The 22,105-nt window shown below is 63.3% G+C and carries 19 protein-coding genes; 16 read left to right on the plus strand and 3 right to left on the minus strand.

The window, feature by feature from the left end; genetic code table 11:
• The first annotated feature begins 55 nt into the window (after positions 1 to 55).
• The 8 genes from ftsX to hutH all read left to right on the plus strand — a co-directional run bounded on the left by ftsX (position 56) and on the right by hutH (position 9,458).
• Positions 56 to 1,009, plus strand: a complete 954-nt coding sequence (ftsX, locus tag BN1124_RS13615; RefSeq protein WP_042642781.1) for a permease-like cell division protein FtsX — start codon at positions 56 to 58, stop codon at positions 1,007 to 1,009.
• 463 nt (positions 1,010 to 1,472) lie between these two features.
• On the plus strand, positions 1,473 to 2,327 hold the full coding sequence (rpoH, locus tag BN1124_RS13620; protein WP_033131648.1) for an RNA polymerase sigma factor RpoH: 855 nt from the start codon (positions 1,473 to 1,475) through the stop codon (positions 2,325 to 2,327).
• A gap of 140 nt (positions 2,328 to 2,467) precedes the next feature.
• Positions 2,468 to 3,127 (plus strand): carbonate dehydratase, encoded by a 660-nt coding sequence (can, locus tag BN1124_RS13625; RefSeq protein WP_042642783.1) that lies wholly within the window; start codon positions 2,468 to 2,470, stop codon positions 3,125 to 3,127.
• An 11-nt stretch (positions 3,128 to 3,138) separates the two neighbouring features.
• Positions 3,139 to 3,843 carry a histidine utilization repressor gene (gene hutC / locus BN1124_RS13630; protein WP_042642785.1) on the plus strand — a complete coding sequence of 235 codons (705 nt, stop codon included), beginning with the start codon at positions 3,139 to 3,141 and terminating at the stop codon, positions 3,841 to 3,843.
• 155 nt (positions 3,844 to 3,998) lie between these two features.
• Positions 3,999 to 5,234: an imidazolonepropionase gene (hutI, locus tag BN1124_RS13635; RefSeq protein ID WP_042642787.1), complete on the plus strand. Its 1,236-nt coding sequence runs from the start codon at positions 3,999 to 4,001 to the stop codon at positions 5,232 to 5,234.
• On the plus strand, positions 5,227 to 6,165 hold the full coding sequence (hutG, locus tag BN1124_RS13640; protein WP_042642789.1) for a formimidoylglutamase: 939 nt from the start codon (positions 5,227 to 5,229) through the stop codon (positions 6,163 to 6,165). Before hutI ends, hutG begins: the two co-directional genes overlap by 8 nt.
• A gap of 55 nt (positions 6,166 to 6,220) precedes the next feature.
• A complete protein-coding gene (gene hutU / locus BN1124_RS13645) occupies positions 6,221 to 7,924 on the plus strand; it encodes a urocanate hydratase (protein ID WP_042642791.1) in 1,704 nt (567 codons plus the stop codon).
• A gap of 1 nt (position 7,925) precedes the next feature.
• Positions 7,926 to 9,458 (plus strand): histidine ammonia-lyase, encoded by a 1,533-nt coding sequence (gene hutH / locus BN1124_RS13650; RefSeq protein WP_042642792.1) that lies wholly within the window; start codon positions 7,926 to 7,928, stop codon positions 9,456 to 9,458.
• Positions 9,459 to 9,535: 77 nt separating this feature from the next.
• On the opposite strand, the gene BN1124_RS13655 is transcribed toward hutH, so the two are convergent.
• The gene (locus BN1124_RS13655) at positions 9,536 to 10,633 is read right to left on the minus strand and encodes a calcium:cation antiporter (RefSeq protein ID WP_042642793.1); all 1,098 of its coding nucleotides are present in this window, start codon (positions 10,631 to 10,633) and stop codon (positions 9,536 to 9,538) included.
• 141 nt (positions 10,634 to 10,774) lie between these two features.
• Entirely contained in the window at positions 10,775 to 12,292 is a 1,518-nt protein-coding gene (locus BN1124_RS13660) for an EAL domain-containing protein (RefSeq protein ID WP_042642794.1), read from the minus strand.
• Between the two features lie 502 nt (positions 12,293 to 12,794).
• Between BN1124_RS13660 and BN1124_RS13665 the strand changes: the two genes are divergently transcribed.
• The gene (locus tag BN1124_RS13665) at positions 12,795 to 14,723 is read left to right on the plus strand and encodes an EAL domain-containing protein (protein WP_042642796.1); all 1,929 of its coding nucleotides are present in this window, start codon (positions 12,795 to 12,797) and stop codon (positions 14,721 to 14,723) included.
• Between the two features lie 21 nt (positions 14,724 to 14,744).
• On the opposite strand, the gene BN1124_RS13670 is transcribed toward BN1124_RS13665, so the two are convergent.
• The gene (locus BN1124_RS13670; RefSeq protein WP_231553653.1) at positions 14,745 to 15,665 is read right to left on the minus strand and encodes a 1-aminocyclopropane-1-carboxylate deaminase/D-cysteine desulfhydrase; all 921 of its coding nucleotides are present in this window, start codon (positions 15,663 to 15,665) and stop codon (positions 14,745 to 14,747) included.
• Positions 15,666 to 15,761: 96 nt separating this feature from the next.
• Here BN1124_RS13670 and BN1124_RS13675 point away from each other — a divergent pair, with 96 nt between their 5' ends.
• The 7 genes from BN1124_RS13675 (at position 15,762) to BN1124_RS13705 (ending at position 22,067) form a co-directional block, all read left to right on the plus strand.
• Positions 15,762 to 16,625: a type IV pilus biogenesis protein PilM gene (locus BN1124_RS13675; RefSeq protein WP_042642801.1), complete on the plus strand. Its 864-nt coding sequence runs from the start codon at positions 15,762 to 15,764 to the stop codon at positions 16,623 to 16,625.
• A complete protein-coding gene (locus tag BN1124_RS13680) occupies positions 16,625 to 17,218 on the plus strand; it encodes a PilN domain-containing protein (protein WP_042642803.1) in 594 nt (197 codons plus the stop codon). Before BN1124_RS13675 ends, BN1124_RS13680 begins: the two co-directional genes overlap by 1 nt.
• On the plus strand, positions 17,218 to 17,865 hold the full coding sequence (locus BN1124_RS13685; RefSeq protein ID WP_042642804.1) for an MSHA biogenesis protein MshJ: 648 nt from the start codon (positions 17,218 to 17,220) through the stop codon (positions 17,863 to 17,865). The genes BN1124_RS13680 and BN1124_RS13685 overlap by 1 nt, the downstream gene beginning before the upstream one ends.
• 49 nt (positions 17,866 to 17,914) lie before the next feature.
• Positions 17,915 to 18,226, plus strand: a complete 312-nt coding sequence (locus BN1124_RS13690) for a SctD/MshK family protein (protein ID WP_042643354.1) — start codon at positions 17,915 to 17,917, stop codon at positions 18,224 to 18,226.
• Between the two features lie 69 nt (positions 18,227 to 18,295).
• Positions 18,296 to 19,978: a pilus (MSHA type) biogenesis protein MshL gene (mshL, locus tag BN1124_RS13695; protein ID WP_042642806.1), complete on the plus strand. Its 1,683-nt coding sequence runs from the start codon at positions 18,296 to 18,298 to the stop codon at positions 19,976 to 19,978.
• A 53-nt stretch (positions 19,979 to 20,031) separates the two neighbouring features.
• A complete protein-coding gene (locus BN1124_RS13700; RefSeq protein ID WP_042642810.1) occupies positions 20,032 to 20,922 on the plus strand; it encodes an ExeA family protein in 891 nt (296 codons plus the stop codon).
• A complete protein-coding gene (locus BN1124_RS13705; protein WP_042642812.1) occupies positions 20,919 to 22,067 on the plus strand; it encodes a tetratricopeptide repeat protein in 1,149 nt (382 codons plus the stop codon). The genes BN1124_RS13700 and BN1124_RS13705 overlap by 4 nt, the downstream gene beginning before the upstream one ends.
• The last annotated feature ends 38 nt before the right edge of the window (positions 22,068 to 22,105 follow it).

A 22,105-nucleotide genomic window follows, 5' to 3' on the forward strand; every position in this document is an offset into this window, starting at 1 on the left:
TGCGGCGGATCGCAATGTATCATGTCGCCGATATTCGTCATGGGGAGGGGATCTGATGGCTATCGTTCGTCACAAGCAGCCTCTGCTGCGGCGGATCGCAATGTACTGGGTTGATCACGCTCGCCAGGCCTTCGCCAGCATGGGCGAGCTGTGGCGCAATCCGCTCGCCTCCCTGATGACGCTGGCGGTGCTCGGCGTCAGTCTGGCGCTGCCGTCCTGCTTCCACGTGTTGCTGAAGAACGCCGAGATAGTGGAGGGCAGCTGGCAGACCAGCTCCCAGATCTCCCTCTACCTGCGCAAAGACTTACCGGAGCAGAGCATCCTCGACATGAAGCAGCGGATCCTGCTCTATCCCGAGGTGGAATCAGTCACTTATATGAACAGAGACGAGGCGCTGAAGGAGTTTCGCGAGATCTCCGGCTTCGGTGATGCCCTCGATTACCTCGACAGCAACCCGCTGCCGCCGGTGCTGAGCGTGATCCCGGATCCGCGCTGGCAGAACCCTGACGGCGCCGCCGAACTGCTCGCCAAGCTGGAGAACGAACCCGGCGTCGAGCAGGGCAAGCTGGATCTGCAATGGCTGACCCGGCTGCAAGGCATCATGAACCTGCTGCGTCACACCATCACCGGCATCGCCGTGTTGCTGCTCTCCGCCGTGCTGCTGATCGTCGGCAACACCCTGCGCCTGAATATTCTCAACCAGCGCTCCGAGATCGAGGTGCTCAAGCTGGTGGGGGCGACCGATGCCTTCATTCATCGTCCCTTCCTCTATACCGGCATCTGGTTCGGGGTCATCGGCGGCATGCTGGCCTGGTGGCTGACCGAGGTGATGGTGATCTGGAGTGAGGGAGTGGTGAAGGAGCTGGCCGGGCTCTACAACAGCAACTTCCGGCTGGTGGGGATGGGGGCGTTTGATGGCTTCAATCTGATACTGCTCGGTGCTATTTTGGGGCTGATTGCGTCCTGGTTTTCGGTACACAGGCACATTCGCGACATCGAACCCTCTTGATTGATTTTTCATCGCAGCAAAGCACTGGATTTTGAGAACTGGATCAAGTAAAAGAGTTGCCCGTTTCTGGCACGGGCCACTTTCTCAGAGTAATCTGAATGATGCCTGCGTTCGGGATCTTATTTGGATCCTGTGAACCTTTTGATTTTTAAGCAGTCTATCTAGTGCGACAGAATGTATACGGGTGTGGCCCTCTGCCTTGCTCGTCTGACTTGGCAAGCATGTGAAGGTTGCGAGCTCCGCAACAATGGACTTAGCATGCTACTTTTCGGGGGTCCTTCACTGTGACCCCCTTTTTTTGACTGTTCATTTATGATTCATCCCGTCGGCATAAGATAAGCCGGGTTCACGCTGGGGCTGATGTTTGACTTATGTTTGACGTGAGCCGCAGAATGGCCCCCGGTCGGTAGACAGACCCTCTCAGGGTGTTAGACTGGTTCGATTGAAAAGTAAGAGGTAGAACATGGGAACTTCATTGCAGCGCACTATGGCTCTGATTCCGCAAGGTAGTCTGGAAGGCTATATCCAGGCAGTTAACTCTATTCCTGTGCTGAGCGCAGAGGAAGAGCGTGAACTGGCGACGCGCTTGCAGCAGGGTGGCGATCTCGAGGCTGCCCGTCAGCTGGTCATGTCACACCTGCGTTTTGTCGTTCACGTGGCCAAAAGCTACGCCGGTTATGGCCTGCCTCAGGCCGATCTAGTGCAGGAAGGCAACATCGGCCTGATGAAGGCGGTCAAGCGCTTCGACCCGAGTGTCGGTGTGCGTCTGGTCTCCTTCGCCGTGCACTGGATCAAGGCCGAAATCCACGAATATGTCCTGCGCAACTGGCGCATGGTCAAGGTCGCGACCACCAAGGCGCAGCGCAAGCTGTTCTTCAACCTGCGTAAATCCAAGAAGCGTCTGGGCTGGTTCAGTCACGACGAGGTGCAGGCCGTCGCCGCCGAGCTCGGGGTCTCCCCGACCGATGTGACCGAGATGGAAGCCCGGATGAGCAACTACGATCAGGCCTTCGATCTGGTCGGCGATGATGAAGACGAAGGCGGCTTCGCTCCGGTTCATTATCTGGAAGACAAGTCCTCGGATCTCGCTGCCACCATAGAGAGCGACAACTGGGACAACCACGCCACCCGTCGTCTGAGTGCGGCCCTGGCCACCCTGGACGAGCGCAGTCAGCACATCATCCGCGCCCGCTGGCTGGACGAAGAGAGCAAGACTACCTTGCAGGAGCTGGCCGATACCTACGGTGTCTCCGCCGAGCGCGTGCGTCAGCTTGAGAAGAACGCACTCAAGAAGCTGAAAGACGCCATGGATGCCTGAGGGCATTCTCCAATACAAAGCAGGGCCTGATGGCCCTGTTTTTGTATCTGCCTTATCAGATCGGATCTGTTGTTGCACCTTGCCCCCAATCCCGCCGAATATGGTATGTTGCCGCCATTAACACTCTAGGGAGAGCAGAAGTGAAACTTTTAAACGACCTGTTTACCAATAACCGCGAGTGGGCGGAACGGATCAAGGCCGAGGATCCCGAGTTCTTCGCTACCCTCTCCGCCCAGCAGGCGCCCGAGTACCTCTGGATCGGTTGCTCCGACAGCCGGGTACCCGCCAACCAGCTGATGGGCCTGCTGCCGGGGGATGTCTTCGTCCACCGCAACGTCGCCAACCTGGTGGTGCACACCGACTTCAACTGCCTCTCGGTGCTGCAATACGCGGTCGAGGTGCTCAAGGTGAAACACATCATCATCTGCGGCCACTACGGCTGTGGTGGCGTGCTGGCGGCCATGCGCAACGAAGAGCTTGGGCTCATCGACAACTGGCTGCGCAACATCAAGGACGTCTACTTCAAGTATCGTGAGCAGCTGGATGCCATCGAAGATGAGCACGAGCGCCACGACTACCTGTGCGAGCTGAACGTGGCCGAGCAGGTGGCCAACGTCTGCCACACCACCATCATCCAGAACGCCTGGCGCAAGGGCCAAGAGCTGGCGGTGCATGGCTGGATCTACGGTATCAAGGACGGCCTGCTGCACGATCTGGATCTCTGCATCAGCGGCCCGGATCAGATCGCGGATGTCTACCGCGCCTGGCCGGACATGCGTCCGCCCCATCGCCGCCGCTGAGGATACTGCCGTTGGCCCCCGCCCTCTACCTGCAGATCAAGCAGCACATCCTCGACGGGATCCGTGAGCGCCATTATCAGGCGGGGGATCGGATCCCGACCGAGGCGGCCCTGTGCGAGCAGTTCGCGGTGAGCCGGATGACGGTCAACAAGGCGCTGCGCGAGCTGGTGAGCGAGGGCTGGCTGGTGCGCACCGCAGGCTCCGGCAGCTTTGTGGCGGACCGGCGTGCCGAGTCCCCCCTGCTGGCCATTCGCAACATCGCCGAGGAGATCGCCGAGCGGGGCAGCCAGTACAGTGCCAGGGTGATCCGCCTGCAACGGCAGGCCGCCGACGAGAAGGTGGCGGTGCGGCTCGGGCTGCGGGTGGGGGCGCCCACCTTCCACAGCCTCATCGTCCATCAGGCCGATGGAGAGCCGCTGCAGCTGGAGGAGCGCTTCGTCGATGCGGAGCGGCTGCCGGGTTATGGCGAGCAGGATTTTACCTGCCAGACGCCGAACAGCTACCTCATGGAAGTCTGCCCGCTCTCCGAGATGGAGCACGTGGTGGAGGCCGTGTTGCCGAGCGCCGGTGAGGCGGGATTGTTGCAGGTACGAGTCGATACCCCCTGCCTATTGTTGCACCGCCGCACCTGGTCGGACGGTTATCTGGTCTCCTATGCCAGGCTGCTCTCACCGGGATCCCGCTACAAGCTGACTTCCAAGACCCGCCTCGCCTGATTGTATATACATATTGATGCTTCAAAGGCCCACCGCTCGGTGGGCTTTTTTGTGCTTAAACTCTAACGAAGACGCTGTTATCAAGATGTGAATTCGATCCTATCTTTCTCTTTGGAGATCGGCTATAAATTATTGTATATACATTTGAGGTTGCTATGAACAAGGAACTGTTGAACTGCGAGCGGGTCTGGCTCAACGTGATGCCCGCCACCCTGCGCCCCGATCTGGCGGACTACGGCCTGCTGGAACCCCATGCCCTCGGCGTCCATGACGGCAAGATCCAGGCCCTGGTGCCCATGCAGGATCTCAAGGGGCCCTTCCCCGCCAACTGGCGTGACATGAGGGGCAAGCTGGTGACCCCCGGCCTCATCGATTGCCACACCCACCTCATCTTCGCCGGCAGCCGTGCCGAAGAGTTCGAACAACGCCAGCAGGGCGTGCCCTATGCCGAGATTGCCCGCAAGGGCGGCGGCATCCTCAGCACTGTGCGGGCCACCCGCGCCGCCAGCGAGGATCAGCTCTATGAGCTGGCGCTGCCGAGGATCAAGTCACTGATCCGGGAGGGCGTCACTACTGTCGAGATCAAGTCCGGCTACGGCCTCACGCTGCACGACGAGCTCAAGATGTTGCGGGTCGCCCGTCGCCTCGGGGAAGCGCTGCCGATCCGGGTCAAGACCACCCTGCTGGCGGCCCATGCGGTGCCGCTCGAGTTTCGCGACGATCCCGACTCCTGGGTCGAGACCATCTGCCAGGAGATCATCCCGGCTGCCGCCGAGGCGGGGCTGGCGGATGCGGTAGACGTCTTCTGCGAACACATCGGCTTCTCCCTGGCCCAGACCGAACAGGTCTATCTGGCGGCGGATCAATACGGTCTGGCGGTGAAGGGGCACATGGATCAACTCTCCAACCTCGGCGGCAGCACGCTCGCCGCCCACTTTGGCGCTCTCTCGGTGGATCACCTGGAATATCTGGATTCTGCCGGGATCCAGGCCCTGGCACACCGTGGCGTGGTCGCCACCCTGCTGCCCACCGCCTTCTACTTCCTCAAAGAGACCAAGTTGCCACCGGTCGAGGGGCTGCGCCGGGCCGGGGTGCCCATGGCGGTCTCCTCCGACATCAACCCGGGCACGGCCCCCATCGTCTCCCTGCGCATGGCCATGAACATGGCCTGCACCCTGTTTGGCCTGACGCCGGTCGAAGCCATGGCCGGGGTGACCCGCCACGCCGCTCAGGCGTTGGGGGAGCAGGAGCGACTGGGGCAGCTGAGAGTGGGGATGCAGGCGGACTTCCTTATCTGGAGCTGCGCCCATCCGGCCGAGCTCAGCTACCTGGTCGGCGTCGATCAGCTGGTGAGCCGGGTGTTCAACGGAGAGGAGACGCACCATGGTTGAGTTGCACAACCTGGACATGGCCGTCTGGCAGGGGCGCCAGGATCCGGAGGATGGCGAGCTGGCCCTGCGCTGGCACGACAGGGTACGACCCTGGCAAGAGGATGTGGCTCCCGGTGTGGCCCTGGTGGGCTTCGCCTGCGATGAAGGGGTGCGCCGTAACAAGGGGCGGGTGGGCGCCGCAAGTGCTCCTCAGGCTATCCGCAAGATGCTGGCCAACAGCGCCTGGCATCTGAGCCAGCCGGTTTACGACAGTGGCGATCTGGCTTGTGAAGACGGTGATCTCGATGCCGCTCACGACCGACTGGCGGAGCGAGTCGCGCGCCTGCTGGGCGAGGGACATTTCCCGCTGGTGCTTGGCGGGGGTCACGAGGCGGCCTTCGGCAGCTGGAGCGGCCTCAACCGTCATCTTAAACAGCAGGGTAAGGTAGGCATCATCAACCTGGATGCCCACTTCGATCTGCGCATGAAGCTGGAGCAGGCCAGCTCCGGTACCCCCTTCTTCCAGATTGCCGAGCAGTGCGCCGCCCAGGGCACGGCGTTCCACTACGCCTGCCTCGGGGTGGCCGAGACTGCCAACACGGCGGCCCTGTTCGCCCGGGCCGAGTCGCTGGGGGTCTGGCACGTGCTGGATGAGGCCATGACCCAGGCCGATCTGCCCGAGCTGCTGAACGGGCTGGATGCCTTTATCGCCCGCTGTGACCATCTCTATCTCACCATCGATCTGGACGTGCTGCCCGGCGCCGTCATGCCGGGGGTTAGCGCCCCCGCCGCCCGCGGCGTCGAGCTGGCGGTCATCGAACCCCTGATCGCCCATATCCGGGCCAGCGGCAAGCTCAGGCTCGCCGATCTGGCCGAGTACAACCCGAGTCTGGATCAGGACAACCGCAGCGCCCGCGTGGCCGCGCGACTGGTCCACCAATTAACCAAATAAGGCCGAGGCCCGTTTGTGCAGCCATGGCTGCCGCATCGATAAACAAGGAGTGTCTATGTCCCTGCAACACCCGGATCCCCGCCACGATCCAAACCGTGTGATCCGCGCCCCGCGCGGCACCGAGCTGACAGCGAAGAGCTGGCTCACCGAGGCCCCTCTGCGGATGCTGATGAACAACCTGGATCCCGAAGTGGCCGAGCACCCGCAATCTCTGGTGGTGTATGGCGGCATAGGCCGCGCCGCCCGCAACTGGGCCTGTTACGACAAGATCGTCGAGGTGCTGACCCGGCTGGAGGAGGACGAGACCCTGCTGGTGCAATCCGGCAAGCCGGTCGGGGTGTTCCAGACCCATAAGGATGCACCGCGAGTGCTGATCGCCAACTCCAACCTGGTGCCCCACTGGGCGAACTGGGAACACTTCAACGAGCTCGATAAGAAGGGCTTGATGATGTACGGCCAGATGACTGCCGGCTCCTGGATCTACATCGGCACTCAGGGCATTGTGCAGGGCACCTACGAGACCTTCTTCTCGGTGGCAAACCAGCACTTCGACGGCAAGCCTGCGGGCCGCTGGATCCTGACCGGTGGCCTGGGTGGTATGGGCGGTGCCCAGCCGCTGGCCGCTACCATGGCGGGCTTCTCCATGATCGCCGTCGAATGCGACGAGACCCGCATCGATTTCCGCCTCAAGACCCGCTACGTGGACAAGAAGGCCCATAGCCTGGACGAGGCCCTGGCCATGGTCGAGGATGCCAAGCAGAGCGGCCGCGCCGTCTCCGTCGGCCTGCTCGGCAACGCCGCCGATGTGTTCACCGAGCTGGTGGCCCGTGGCATCACCCCGGACGTGGTGACCGACCAGACCTCGGCCCATGACCCCATCCACGGCTACTTGCCCCAGGGCTGGAGCGTCCCCCAGTGGCGCGAACTGCAAAAGAGCGCGCCCCAGGAAGTGAATCAGGCCGCCCGTCGCTCCATGGCCCGTCAGGTCGAAGCCATGCTGACCCTGCAATCCCGCGGCGCCGCGACCCTCGATTACGGCAACAACATCCGCCAGATGGCGCTGGAGGAGGGGGTGAAAAACGCCTTCGACTTCCCGGGCTTCGTGCCCGCCTACATACGCCCGCTGTTCTGCGAGGGCATAGGCCCCTTCCGCTGGGTGGCCCTGTCCGGGGATCCGGAAGACATCTACAAGACGGATCAGAAGGTCAAGGAGTTGATCCCGGACGACCCTCACCTGCACAACTGGCTCGACATGGCCCGCGAGCGCATCGCCTTCCAGGGCCTGCCGGCGCGGATCTGCTGGGTTGGCGTCAAGGATCGGGTGCGGCTCGGCCTTGCCTTCAACGAGATGGTGAAAAATGGCGAGCTGAAGGCCCCCGTGGTCATCGGCCGCGATCACCTGGACTCCGGCTCGGTGGCGAGCCCGAACCGCGAGACCGAATCCATGCTGGACGGATCCGATGCCGTCTCCGACTGGCCGTTGCTCAACGCCCTGCTCAACACCGCGGGCGGCGCGACCTGGGTCTCCCTGCACCACGGTGGCGGGGTCGGCATGGGCTTCTCCCAGCACTCCGGGGTGGTCATCGTCTGTGACGGCACGGATGACGCTGCCAGACGGGTCGGCCGCGTGCTGCGCAACGATCCGGCCACCGGGGTGATGCGTCACGCTGATGCGGGTTACGAGATTGCCATCGACTGCGCCCATGAGGCGAAACTGGACTTGCCCATGCTGGCTGCTGCCGGCAAAGGAGTGAAATAAGATGTTTGAAATCAAGCTATTACCTGGCCAACTCGATCTCAATGTGCTGCGCCGCGTGAGCCGTGAGCCGGTTCATCTCAGCCTGGACTCTTCTGCCCTGCCGGGGATCCACGCCTCCGCCGCCGTAGTTACCAAGGTGATAGAGCAGAACCGGGTGGTGTACGGCATCAACACCGGCTTTGGCCTCTTGGCCAACACCCGCATCCCGGTGGAGCAGCTCGACGAGCTGCAACGCTCCATAGTGCTGTCTCATGCCGCGGGGATTGGCGAGTACATGGATGACGCCACTGTGCGGCTGATGATGGTGCTCAAGGTCAACTCCCTGGCGCGCGGCTTCTCCGGCATCCGGCTGGAGGTGCTGGAAGCCCTGATGCGGCTCATCAACACCGAAGTCTATCCTGTGGTGCCGAAGAAGGGCTCCGTCGGTGCCTCCGGCGATCTGGCGCCCCTGGCCCACATGAGCTGTCTGCTGATCGGGGAGGGCAAGGCCCGGCACAAGGGCGAGCTGATGGACGCCGCCGCTGCGCTCAGGATCGCCGGTCTGGAGCCCATCTCCCTGGCGCCGAAGGAGGGGCTGGCGCTGCTCAACGGCACCCAGGCCAGCACGGCCTTCGCGCTGGAGGGGCTGTTCCACGCCGAGGATCTGTTTGCCGGTGCCATCACCATAGGCGCCATGAGCGTGGAGGCGGCGCTCGGCAGCCGCCGCCCCTTCGATGCCCGCATCCACGAAGTACGGGGCCAGCGCGGCCAGATAGACGCGGCCACCTGCTACCGCCAGCTGCTGGTGGACGGCAGCGAGATCGGCATGTCCCATCACAACTGCGAGAAGGTGCAGGATCCCTACTCCCTGCGCTGCCAGCCCCAGGTGATGGGGGCCTGCCTGACCCAGATCCGCCAGGCCGCCGAGGTGCTGGTGTGCGAGGCCAATGCGGTCTCCGACAACCCGCTGGTGTTCGCCGAGGATGAGGAGATCCTGTCCGGCGGCAACTTCCACGCCGAGCCGGTGGCCTTCGCCGCCGACAACCTGGCGCTGGCCATCGCCGAGATAGGATCTCTGTCTGAGCGCCGTATGGCGCTGCTGATCGACTCGCGCATGTCGGGTCTGCCCGCCTTCCTGGTCAACAACGGCGGCGTCAACTCCGGCTTCATGATCGCCCAGGTCACCTCGGCGGCGCTCGCCTCCGAGAACAAGAGCCTGGCTCACCCGGCTTCGGTGGACAGCCTGCCCACCTCGGCCAACCAGGAGGATCACGTCTCCATGGCCACCTTCGCCGCACGCCGGCTGGCGGACATGGCGGAGAATACCCGCGGCATCCTGGCGGTGGAGCTGCTGGCCGCGGCCCAGGGCCTGGATTTCCGTGCCCCCCTGCGCAGCACCGAGCTCATCGAGCTCGCCAAGGGACGACTGCGCAGCCAGGTCAGCTTCTACGACAAGGACAGGTACTTCTCGCCGGACATCGAGGCTGCCGCCGCCCTGCTGGGGGCAGCCAGCTACAACGATCTGATCCCGGCCGGGGTCTTGCCTAGCCTCTGAGCCAGAGCATGAAGCGTCCATAGCAAAAGACCGCCCCGAGGGGCGGTCTTTTCATATCTGGCCTGAGCTGGATCTGGCTATGCGTGTTCGAACATCAGGAACAAATAGACCACGAACAGCACCAGGTGGGTGGCACCGTGCAGCACATTGGTACGGCCGCTGCTGAAGGTCACCTTGCACACCATGAGGGTGGTGAACAGCAGTACCATGTCGGCAGGGTCGAGGCCGAGGCGCACCTCCTGATCCAGCATGGAGCCGATGAGCAGCACGGCAGGCACCGTCAGGGCTATGGTGGCCAGCACAGAGCCGAAGTAGAGGTTCATGGCGCGCTGCAGCTGGTTGTTGAAGGCCGCCTTGATGGCGCCAACCGCCTCGGGTGCCAGCACGATACAGGCCACGATGAAGCCGCCGAGTGCCGCCGGGGCCTCCATCACATGGACCCCGAAGTTGATGGGAATGGCGAGGGTCTTGGCCAGCAGGATGACCACCACCAGATAGGCGAGCAGCAGCAGGGTGTGATAGACGTTGCTGTGCAGTATGCCGTGGTGCTCCTCGTGATCCTCGTTATCGCTGTCAACGAAGAAGTGGCTGTGGCTGCGGGTCTGGATCAGCAGGAAGACGCCGTAGAGCAGCACCGAGATGATTATCAGCATCCAGGACATGGCGCGGGACATGCTGCCAAGATTGCCCCCTTCGGTGAAGTTAGGCAGCACCAGGCAGAGCAGGGCCAGGGGGATGATGGCCACCAGATAGGATTTCACCCCGTCCAGATTGAAGCTCTGGGTGTGGTAGCGCCAGCCGCCAAACAACAGGGTGAAGCCCACCAGGCCGTTGGTGACCAGCATCACCACCGCGAACATGGTGTCCCGCGCCATCACCGGATTGGGGTCGCCGGTCAGCATGACGGAGGAGATCATCACCACCTCGAGGGAGATGACAGACAGGGTCAGGATCAGGGTGCCGAAGGGTTCGCCCAGCTTGATGGCCAGGGCATCGGAATGGCGCACGACGGAGAAGATGGCCCAGGTGACGACGGCGAGCAGGGCCAGGGATACCGGCAGGTAAACAGCAAGGGGAGTTGCCTCCGTCAGCAGGTTGCTGCCCAGCGTCTTGAAGAACAGCAGGGTCAGCAGGCCAACGGGCAGGGCAATCTCTTGCCGGATAAATGACTTCATAGGCATTGGTTCTCATCTCAGGGCGGCTAGGGCCGACGGGGACAGGGACAAGTCCGGCTGGACCATGGCGAATCCTGCACATGATAAAGGCAGTTGCCCCGTTCGGGGAAAATCATTTTCAGGGGCTAGACCAGCGCCGCGTCAGTGTCCGCCTCTGGTCTGCTGCCAGTGCAGCAGATCGGGCAACGGCATGGGGCGGGCGTACAGATAGCCCTGGATGAGGTGGACGCCGTGCTGGGCGAGGTAGTCGACCTGAGCCCGGGTTTCGACGCCTTCGGCGATCATCTCCATGTCGGATTCCAGGCCGAAGGCGATGATGGCGTCCAGCAGGCTGCGTTTGGGATCGTCGGTGCCTATGGTGTCGACAAACATCTTGTCGATCTTGATCTGGCGAATGCCGAGCCGCTGCAGATAGGCGAAGCCACCGTAGCCGGTACCGAAATCGTCCAGCTTGAAGTGATATCCCCTCTCCTGCAGCGCCGAGATCTCGCTGGTGGCAGTCTCTATGTCCATGATGGGTTCGCGCTCGGTGAGCTCGAAGGTGAGCCGGGCCGGGGAGGGCCAGTCGTGGTGCTCCAGCAGGTTGCGCAGATAGGGTTGCTCGATGTGGGCGGCGACCAGGTTGACGCTGACCCACTGTTCAGGTGCCAGCTGCGGCAGATCTGCTATCACCTTGCCCAGCAACTGTTCCGTCATCGGCAGGATCAGCCCCTGCTGCTCCGCATAGGCGATAAAGGCGCCCGGCGCCGTGACGTCGTCGTCACGCTGCCAGCGCAGCAGTGCCTCGAAGCCGACGACACGCTGGCTGCGGCTGTCGACGACGGGCTGGTAGAAGGGCACGAACTCCTGGCGTGCCAGCCCGGTGTGCAGCAATCCCTTGAGGGAGCGCCGGTAGTTGCGCAGCAGCCAGTAGCCGGTGAGCAGCAGGGCACCCAGCACCCCGCCCATCCAGAGCGCGTATCGATAGGCAAGTGCCTGGGCATGCTGCTGCAGAGCCTGACCGGCCCACAGGGTCTGGTGGACACTGCCGCTGGGCAGTACGAAGTCGAGGTGATAGCTACCCGGCTCATCCTTGATGGTCTGATCACCGCGCGGGAAGAGCTGGTGGTTCAGCGAGACGGCGGTTCGCGGCGCCAGCTCGAGATAGAAGCAGTTGGCGCAGGGGCGTTTGAGGATGGTGTGGCTCCAGCTGTTGCTCAATATCCAGTAGGCAAGGGCTCCCCGTTGCCTGGCAAACACCACCAGCTCCTGCTCGGTGTCGAACTCGGGCTGGGTGGCCGTCAACCCGAAGCTGCCGGCGGCGGGCTCGGGGAGGCTGCTGGCATCGACGATCGGCAGATCCGGCCCCAGGCTGGAGCAGCCCTTGCCCGAGGCCAGCTTCAGCCCCTGCAGCCGTATATGGCGGCTGTAGAGCTTGGGATCCCGCAGCAGCCTCATGTCCCGTTCCCCGCAGTCCAGGGCGAAGTGGGCCAGCTGATAATCTATGCTCGCCTCCAGCTCCTGCTGCCGCTCCACCATGGCGGCCTCGATCTCGGCGCGTTTCTCCTTCAGCAGGTAGTGGGCCAGGGCGCTGCTCACCAGCTGGCTCAGCAACAGGCAGATCAAGATGGGGAGGGTGAACAGCAACGGGCTGATCCAGAGGGGTGACAATCGTTTCAAATCAGACCTGCTCGATGAAAGGGGCTGCGCCGAGGGTATGTCATCATAGTCCATTAGCTGGTTCGATTTGAGACTCTGGTTGGAACATTAGTGAATCAGCCTGCTAACTCATTGATAATTATGGATTGGTGATGAGGTAGTGGTGAAGATTCAATCGCTGACCTGTCATAAGTGACAATTGTCCAGCTTATCTGAACTGGTTTAGAGTAGCGGTGCGGTTTGACTCACCGTGTGTTCAATACTCCTGTATCTATTTTTGTCAGTAGCACAGAGTGTTAGTTTTGATATTGAGTGTTTCTTTTGGTCCCCACAGTGGGACCATTTTTCTGCCCGCGAGCCAGCCTCCTCCCCGTTTTCTACCTCTCTCCCGACGATACCCTCCCTCCGTGCGACCAACATGATGGGCCGCTTAATTGCAGAAGCGGGCGCTTCACCCATAGGCGGGCTTTAGCCAAGGCTGATACCATGAGGCCATATGGATGCTGTCGCTACGGAAAGGCACATGAAACTGACCACTCAACTCGTCTCCTTTATTACGCTGTGCGTGATAGCGGCCATGACCATGGTGATGCTCGGCGGGGTCTTCAGCTTCCGCCAGATGGGAATGGAGATGCAGCAGAACCGGGTCGACTCCCTGGTGGAGATCATCGACAAGCAGCTGGGTGCGGCTGACGACGAGCAGGATCTGGCCCGCTGGTTGCCCTCCTTACTGCGTGCCACCCATGTGGTCGAGCTGGAGATCCGTCAGGGCAAGCAACGGGTCTACTGGTTTCGCGATGTGCAGCAACAGACGGATGAGAGTCTGCTGATCCCCTACAGCAAGGCCATCCCCCACCAGACGGGCATGCGGGCCGAGTTCAAGCTGGATAGGCCGTTCAAGGAGTTCGAGTACTCCATGCAGGCCATGTCCGGCATCTCCTTCGGCGTCTTCATCGTGGTGTTCGGGCTCTGGTACTCCATTCGCTGGTTGCGGCTGCAACTGCGCGGCGCCGAGCTGCTGGCCGAACGGGCCCAACTGATCCTGGATGGCAAACTCACCAAACTGGCCCATGATCCTGCCGACGAGTGGCCCGTCTCCGCCAGTCAGGCGCTCAATCACCTGCTGGCCGATCTGGCGGATGCTCGCAAGGAGCGCAGCCGGTTTGACAACTTCATCCGCAGCAACGCCTTCGTCGACAAGGCCACCGGCATCGGCAACCGCCTGTTCTTCGATAACCGGCTGGAGAGCGCCATCATGGAGGCGAGCGTGATCAGCGGAGGTGTCATGCTGATCGAGCTGGCCGGACTGGAAGAGCTGGATCCCGAGCTGAGCGGGCGCCCGAGCCAGGAGTTGCTGATGGAGGCGAGCGCCTCCATCGGTACCTTCGTGCGCAAGCACAACGGCGCCCTGCAGGCCCGTTACGGCGCCCAGGTATTTGCCGTGCTGCTGCCCAACATGTCCGAGAGCGAGATGGTGGATGGGGCCAACCAACTGCTCAAGAGCCTGCTGCGGTTGCATTGGCCGGACGCGGTCAATGCCGAGACCGCCGTCTACCTCGGCGCCGTCTGTTATCAGGCGCAGGACAGCCTGCTCAAGGTGCAGGAAGAGGCCGAGCTGGCACTCAAGAGCGCACGGCTGCAGGGCCACAGCGGTTGGTTCCTGTACGAGAAGGCGCTGGGGGAAGAGCCGAGCAGCAAGGGGACCGTGCGCTGGCGGACCCTGATCAGTCGCCGCATCGAGGAGCATGGGATCCATTTCTATCTGCAGCCGGTGCAGCAAGAGCCGGGTCAAGCGGTACTGCAGCAGGAGCTGCTGATCCGCATCCATGACGAGCAGGGTCGGGAGCTGCAGGCCGGCGTCTTCATGCCGATGGCGGAGAAGGCGGGCCTGCTGTTGCCGCTGGACCGGCTGGTGATCGCCCGGACCCTGCGCCTGCTGCGCCAGCATCCGGAACCGGGTTGCCCCGTCAGCCTGTCGCTTTGCGCCCAGAATCTGCTCAATCGGGAGTTCCAGCGCGAACTCTTCTTCGATCTGTTCCAGCTGCCGCGCAGCATCAATGAGAAGCTGGTGCTGCAGCTGTCGGAGGCCCAGGTGACGCGCCACTACGAGGCCCTCAAGCGGCCACTGCGGGCGCTGCGCATGCTGGGCTGCCAGCTGGCCATCGATCATGCCGGTCAGGATGTGGTGAGCACCCAATACATCAAGGAGTTCGAGATCAACTTCCTCAAGCTTCACCCCAGCCTGGTGCGGGAGATCCACCGTCGTCAGGTCAATCAGATGGCGGTGCGCAGCCTGGTCGGCGGTTGCGCCAACACCCAGACCAGGGTGATCGCGGTCGGGGTGGAGAGCGGCGACGAGTGGAAGATGTTGCGCCACCTCGGGGTGCATGCGGGGCAGGGTCCCTGGTTCGCCGAGCCACAGCAACTGGTGATGGCCAACTACGAAGCCTGAGTGCCCTGTCGGGCCGCCGCCTCAGAGGCGGCCCTGTTCTCTCAGACCTGCGAGCCCCTGCAGGCCGCCGGTGTGGATGAAGACAATCTCGCTGCCACGGGGGATATGGCCCGCGGCCAGCTCCCGAAACAGCCCCCACATCGCCTTGCCGCTGTAGATGGGTTCGAGCGGCAGACCGGTCTGGGCGCTAAAGTCCTGCACCCACTGCCACAGAGCCGGGCTGAACTTGGCATAGCCGCCGTCGTGGTGCTCCAGCGCGATGCGCCAACCAGCAGTGTTGGCGGCGACGGGATGGAGTCGGCACACCTCGTCATGGATGAAGGCGCCGCCCTTGAGCACGGCGATGGCGAGCACCTGCTCCCGTTCCCGTTTGCCCGCGATGAGCCCCGCCAGGGTGCCGCCGCTGGCACAGGGCAGCACCCAGAGATCCGGCGAGAAGGGGACTTCGGCCACCAGTTCGGCCACCCCGGGGATGGCGAGCGGGCTGCTGCCCCCCTCTGGGACTATCAGGGTGTCCGGTGCCATGAACCTGGCCAGCCACTCGGGATCCTGGCGTCGTCGGTAGCTCTGGCGATCCACGAAGATGAGGTCCATGCCCCAGCCTTTGGCCGCGCTCAGGGTTGCGTTGCTGACGGCCTCGGGTTCACCGCGTATGATGCCCGTGGTGCGCAGCCCCGCCCGCAGGCCTGCCGCCGCCAGCGCATGAATATGGTTGGAGTAGGCGCCGCCGAACGACAGCAGGTGGGTCTTCCCCAGGGCATCGGCCTGTTTCAGGTGGTATTTGAGCTTGCGCCACTTGTTGCCCGAGAGGGTCGGATGGATCAGGTCATCCCGTTTGCACCAGAGCTTGACCCCATGGGCATCCAGCAAGGGATGCTGGATCTGGTGTAGTGGCGAGGGGAGCAGGCCGGGTGCCAGAAGCGCCTCATTCTGGCTTGGCATAGTGGTCATCGATGCATCGTCTGTCATAAGTCTGGAGGCTAATATTCTGTTTATGTTAAGGTTTAACCCGTTTCACGCAGCCAGGTGCAGGTCTCGATGAAATCACTTTTCCGACGTTCAGCCCCCGGCCATCGGGTTGGGCTGCTGCTGGCCAGCGATCGCATCCTGCTGGCCTGTGTGGAGCCGCGCCCCTTATTTACCAGCCGCGCCGTCAATGGGCCCCACGAGTGGCCACAGGCCATGAGCGAGCTGTTTGGCCAGCATGGCCTGGCCAAGTCTAAGGTGCGGGTCGCCTTGGCCGCCACTCTTTATCAGCAGATCCAGATCGACAAGCCCGCCGTGCCCGATGCTGAGATGGCCGGCGCCCTGCCCTGGGCCATCAAGGATTTCGTCAACGAGCCGGTATTGCAGCTCGCCATGGACTATGTGGATCTGCCAACGCCCCCGGCGGGGCGGCCCCGTATCAACGTGATCTGCGTCCCCAAGAACCGGGTCAAGCAGCTGGCGGATGCGGTCAACGGCTTGGCAACCCTGGAGGCCATCGTCAGCGACGAGCTGGCCATGACGGCGCTCTACGAGGCGGATCAGGCGGTGCGCATGTTGCTATGGCAGCCCAAGGGTCAGGAGTTGCAGCTGTTGGTGTTCCATCGGGGTGGGCTCTGCTTCTCGCGCCAGCTGCGCGGCTTTGGCAGCCTCACTGGCGCCCATGAGCCGGACGGCGACCTGCTCGACGGTCTGGCGCTGGAGATCCAGCGCTCCCTCGACTACCTCGCCGGCCAGCTCAAGCTGCCGGAGCCTGGCCAGCTGCAACTCGCCATCGGCTCCTCCTTCATCGGTGTACTGGTGCGCCATCTGGAGCAGGCATTCGGCTTTCCGGTGTCCGCCATGGCCAACAAAGCCGTGCTGGCCGGGGTGGAGTATCTCTCCGCTTACGGCGCCGCCCTCGGCAGGAGTGAATGATGAAGCATCATATCAATCTCTACGGCGCCGAGTTCAGGCCCAGGCGTCAGTGGGCCAGTCTCAACCAGATGGCCCTGATCTGGGGAGGCTGCCTGTTGTTGCTGGCCGGCATCGGCCTCTTCTACGCCTGGCAGCAGCAGGGGGTCAGCCGCGAGCTGTCCCAGCTGCAGGCGCTGCTGGAGATCAAGCGCGGCGAGGCCCAGCGCCTGGACGCCGAGCTGGCTCGCCACCTGGCCGACGGCCAGTTGCAGCAGCAGCTCCTCAATAAGCAGGAAGAACTAAGTGCCAAGCAGGGGCTGATGCAACAGCTGGGCAGCCTCTCCTTGCAAAAATCCCAGGGCTACGCCGGGGTGATGGCCGATCTGGCCCGTTTGCGCGATCCCCACCTCTCCTTGCAGCGGATCGAGATAAACGACGGACACATCAACCTCTCCGGTCTGGCGGATCGCAGCCAGGATGTCCCCGCTTGGGTAAATCGCTTCAAGCAGACGCCGTCCCTGGCGGGCAAGCAGTTTGGCGAGCTGACGTTGAGTCGGGACAAAGGGGGCCAGCTGGCCTTCCAGCTCAGTGGCATCGAGCGGGAGAAACCCTGATGGAATTGAAAACACAGTGGCAGGAATGGGCGCAGAGAGTCGCCGCCCTCAGCCTGCGGGAGCGGCTGCTGATCCTGCTGACTGGCGTGATCCTGCTCGGCGCCGGCGCCGTCTACGGTTGGCTGGATGCCGCCGGCGCCCGCCTCGATCAGGATCGCCAGGCCCTGACGGCGGCCCAGCGGGATCTGGAGATCCTGGATCTGGAGAACCAGGGCAAGCAGGCTCGACTGGCGCGGGACCCCAATGCACAGGTGCGTGAGCAACTCGGCAGCACCGAACAGAGCCTCGCCAGGCTGGATGCGGAGCTCAGGGCCCAGACGGTGGATCTGATCCCGGCTCACGAGATGCCCGCCGTGCTGGAGGCGCTGTTGTCTCGCTCCACCAACCTGCATATGCTGGCGCTCACCTCCCAGAAGCCAGAGCCATTGATGGCAGGGGAGCAGAAGGTCAACCTGTTCAAGCACGGCATCCGGCTCCAGCTGGAGGGCGGCTATTTCGACGTCTATCAGTACCTGAAGGCACTGGAAGCGCTGCCGCGCCACTTCTACTGGAAAGGCTTCGACTACCGGGTGATCGAGCACCCCAAGGCGACGGTGGAGATGGAGATCTACACCCTCAGCACCAGCAAGGAGTTTATCCGTGGCTAAGTGGCCCACCAGATTTATTACCCTGCCGCGCCCCGGCAGCCGGTCCGGCCTGGTCTGGCTGGCATTGTGGGGCTGTCTGCTGAGCCCGCAGGCCCTGGCCGAGGTGCTGCAGGATCCTACCGCGCCCCTGGCCGGTACCAGCACGGGAGCGGGCCCCGCCAAGGCGGCCGGCCTGCCCAGGCTGCAGAGCATCATCCTCGGCAACGGTCCGGCGCTGGCGGTGCTCAATGGCCAGAGTTATCGGATTGGCCAGCGGGTCGACGGCTATCAGCTGGTGGCGATCAGCGGCGATTCCGTGGTGCTGGAGAAGGGGGGGAAGCGCCAGACGTTGACCCTGTTTGGCAGCAAGATCAGAAGTTGAAGCCGGTTTCACGCAGCTGCTGCGGGCCAGAGTCATCGAGTTTAATTGCGAGTCAGGTGCATAAAAAATATGAAGAAACACCATTTCTGTCTGCTTCCCCTCGCCCTGGCGATGGCGGGTTGTACTACCTACAAGCATCCGGAGCCGGTGCAGGCCAAGGATGCCCTCAAGCAGGCCATGACCGAGCAGAACCAGAGCGCCCCCCTGACCACCTTGCCCCCCTCGGTGCAAAGCGAACTGCTGCAGCTCAATCGTCCCCAGCAGCCGGTGGCGGTGCCGGAGAAGCGGTTGCGCATCGCGGCCCATGACGTCGACGCCGTCGAGTTCTTCGGCTCCCTGTTCAAGGGATCCCGCTACAGCGTGGCGGTACACCCCGGGGTGGCAGGTTCCATCTCGGTCGAGCTGAAAGATGTGACCCTGCAGGAAGCCCTGGCGGTGGTGGGAGACATGTACGGCTTCGATGTGCAGCGCAAGGGCAACGTGTTCCACGTCTATCCGGCCGGCCTGCGCACCGAGACCATACCGGTCAACTACCTGATGATGGCCCGCCGCGGCCTCTCCCGCACCTCGGTCAGCACCGGCGGCGTCACCGCGAACGACAATAACAACAACGGCAATAACAACAGCTTCGACGGCAGCAACAACAGCAATAACGGCAACAACAACCAGGGCTCCTCCTCCAACGGTGACAGCAGTAACAGCAACAACAGCAATGGCACCCGGATCGAGACGGACAGCAACAACGACTACTGGACCGATCTACGCGACTCCTTGCAGACGCTGATCGGCACCGGCGAGGGCCGGGCCGTCATCACCAGCCCACAGGCGGGCCTGGTCACGGTACGGGCCTATCCGAAGGAGCTCAAGGCGGTGCGCGATTTTCTGGATCAGTCCGGCGAGCACCTCAAGCGTCAGGTGGTGCTGGAGGCGCGGATCCTGGAAGTTTCCCTCAACGAGGGCTACGAGCAGGGCGTGGACTGGAGCGGTCTCTCCGCCAGCTGGGATGGTAACAAGGGGATCATCGGAGGTGGCTCCCTTGGCAAAAACCAGGTCGGCGCCAGCAACCCCATCTTCAACGCCATCGGGGGTGGCGTCGGTTTCAAGATCTCCGATGGCAACTTCGTGGTGGCGGTCGACCTGCTCAAGACCCAGGGCGACGTGAACACTCTCTCCAGCCCTCGGGTCACCGCGACCAACAACCAGAAGGCGGTGATCAAGGTGGGCACGGACGAATACTTCGTCACCAACGCCTCCACCACCACCACCACCTCGGGCAACTCGGCCCCCATCGTCACCCCCAATGTGGAGCTGACCCCCTTCTTCTCCGGCATCGCGCTGGACGTGACGCCGCAGATCGACGAACAGGGCCGGGTGCTGCTGCACATCCACCCCTCCGTCATCGACACCGAGGAGCAGAAAAAGACCATCGACGTCGGCACCGCCGCTCCGCTGGTGCTGCCGCTCGCCAAGAGCTCGATCCGTGAGTCCGATACCGTGGTGCAGGCCAACAACGGCGACATCATCGTCATCGGCGGCCTGATGAAGACCGACAAGAAAGAGGTCGTCAGCAAGGTACCGCTGCTCGGCGACATTCCCTGGGTCGGCGAGGCGTTCACCAACCGCAGCGAGAGCACCCAGAAGGTCGAGCTGGTGATCCTGCTCAAGCCGACCGTGGTGGATAACGACACCTGGCAGAAGGAGCTGCAGCGCTCCTCCGAACTGCTCGACAAATGGTACCCGTCCAAGGGCTAAGCCATGACAGCGCATTCGTTGGTCATGCACCGCCCTGGGCCACAGGAGGCCTCATGTACCTGAGTCACTTTGGATTGCAGGAGGCCCCCTTTGGCCTGACGCCGAACACCGGTTTCTACTATGGGCTGCCGCCCCATGAGGAGGCCCTGCAGGTGCTGAACTGGGCGCTGGCACAGGGAGAGGGTTTCATCAAGGTGACCGGTGAGGTGGGCACCGGCAAGACCCTGCTGTGTCGCAAGCTGCTGACCGAGCTCGGCTCCGAGCAGAGGCCGGTGCGCCTCGCCTGGCTGCCCAATCCTCACCTCAGCCCCGCGGAGCTGCGTACCGCCCTGGCGCTCGATCTGGGCTTGTCGGTGCGGGATGGCAGCGAGCTGGATCTGACGGATCGCATCCATCGCCACCTGATCGCCCTGCATCAGCAGGGCCAACGGGTGGTGGTGCTGATCGACGAGGCGCAGGCGCTGCCGGACGAGACCCTGGAGGCGATCCGGCTGTTCGGCAATCTGGAGACGGAGTCGAGCAAGCTGCTGCAGATAGTGCTGTTCGGCCAGCCCGAGCTGGATGCCAGGCTGGCCAAACCCCATTTGCGCCAGCTGCGCCAGCGCATCGGTTTTTCTTACTGCCTGCGCGCCCTGCGCTTTGACGAGGCCCGCGCTTATGTGGAGCATCGGCTGCATGTCTCCGGCTATCGCGGCGCGGCCCTGTTCGATGGCCGCGCCCTGCGCCTGTTGTGGCGGGCGTCGCGCGGGGTGCCCCGGCTCATCAACGTGCTGGCCCAGAAGTGCCTGATGCTGGCCTATGGCCGCGGTGAGCGCCGGATCGGCAGCCGACTGGTGCGCCTCGCCATCCGCGACACCGACGATGCCAGTCGTCCTTCTTTCATCCGCTGGTGGCCGCTGCTGTTGTTATTGGGCGGTGCCCTGGCCTACGGAGTCTGGTCATGAGCGTGATCAATCAGATGCTCAGGGATCTGGAGCAGCGTCAGGGCGGCGGCGAGTCCGCCGTCTATGTGGCACCGGTACACCGGCAAGGTTGGTGGATGCTGGCGTTGACCCTGCTGTGCGGGCTGGCCATCGGCATCCTCGGCTGGCGCACCTGGATCTACTCGCAACAGAGCCCGCGGGTGCAGGTTCCCACTGCCATGACCGAGGTTTCGCAGTCATCTGGCGCTGTCAGCCACACAAAATCAGCACCTTCCTCTGTAGCGGCTCCTGCCGTGATGCCGGTGTCGGCGGCGTTGGCCCTGTCGACCCCGGAGGCCGCGACAGTCGCGGACACGCACGCGGCCGAGACGAGCGAACCCGAGGCCTTGGAGGCTCTGCCAGCCGCTGACGATGAATCGTTGACGCCTCAGGGTGAGCCCGAGGAGATGGCGGACGACGAGGTCGTGCCGAGCGATGAGGAGCTGCAACCGGATCTGCAGGCCGAGCTGGCCGCCGAGCAGGAGGCGATCGCCGCCGCACCGCCGCGCAAGCCGGGGGTGCTGAAGATAGAAACCGTGGATCTCTCCGAGCCCGAGCTGGCGGCACTGGCCGAGCGCAAGGCGAGCACCGCCATGGCCAAGGGCCAGATGCGGGAGGCCCAGGACAACTATTACCAGGTGCTGGCCCATGATCCCCACAATCAGGGGGCGCGCGAGCAGTTGGCGGGCCTGCTCTACGGCGAAGGTCGCCTGACCGAGGCCGGCCAGGTGCTGGAAGAGGGGCTCAGACTGGCGCCGCAGCAGGCCGATTTCCGCCTGCTGCTGGCCCGGGTGGCCATCGGCGAGGGGGATCGCCAGAAGGCGCTCGGCTGGCTGACCGGCTATCAACCGGAGCTCGCCAGCAACATGGATTATTACGCGACCTGGGCCGGGCTGACCCAGGAGCTGGGCCAGAATGCCCAGGCGGCGGAGCTCTATGTCAAACTGCTGCGCCAGCAACCGGATCAGGGCCGCTGGTGGCTCGGGCTCGGCGTGGCCGAGGATGGTCAGGGCCACAGCCAGCGGGCGCTGGATGCCTATCGCAACGCCCAGCTGCACGGCAATCTCGGTGCGGCCTCCAGCAGCTGGCTGGAACAACGTATCGCCCAGTTGGCGCCCTCGTCCTGAGCCTCTGCTTGGGGATAGGGAATGGAACGAGGTGGTGC

This window comes from Aeromonas eucrenophila, assembly GCF_000819865.1.
GTDB lineage: Bacteria > Pseudomonadota > Gammaproteobacteria > Enterobacterales > Aeromonadaceae > Aeromonas > Aeromonas eucrenophila.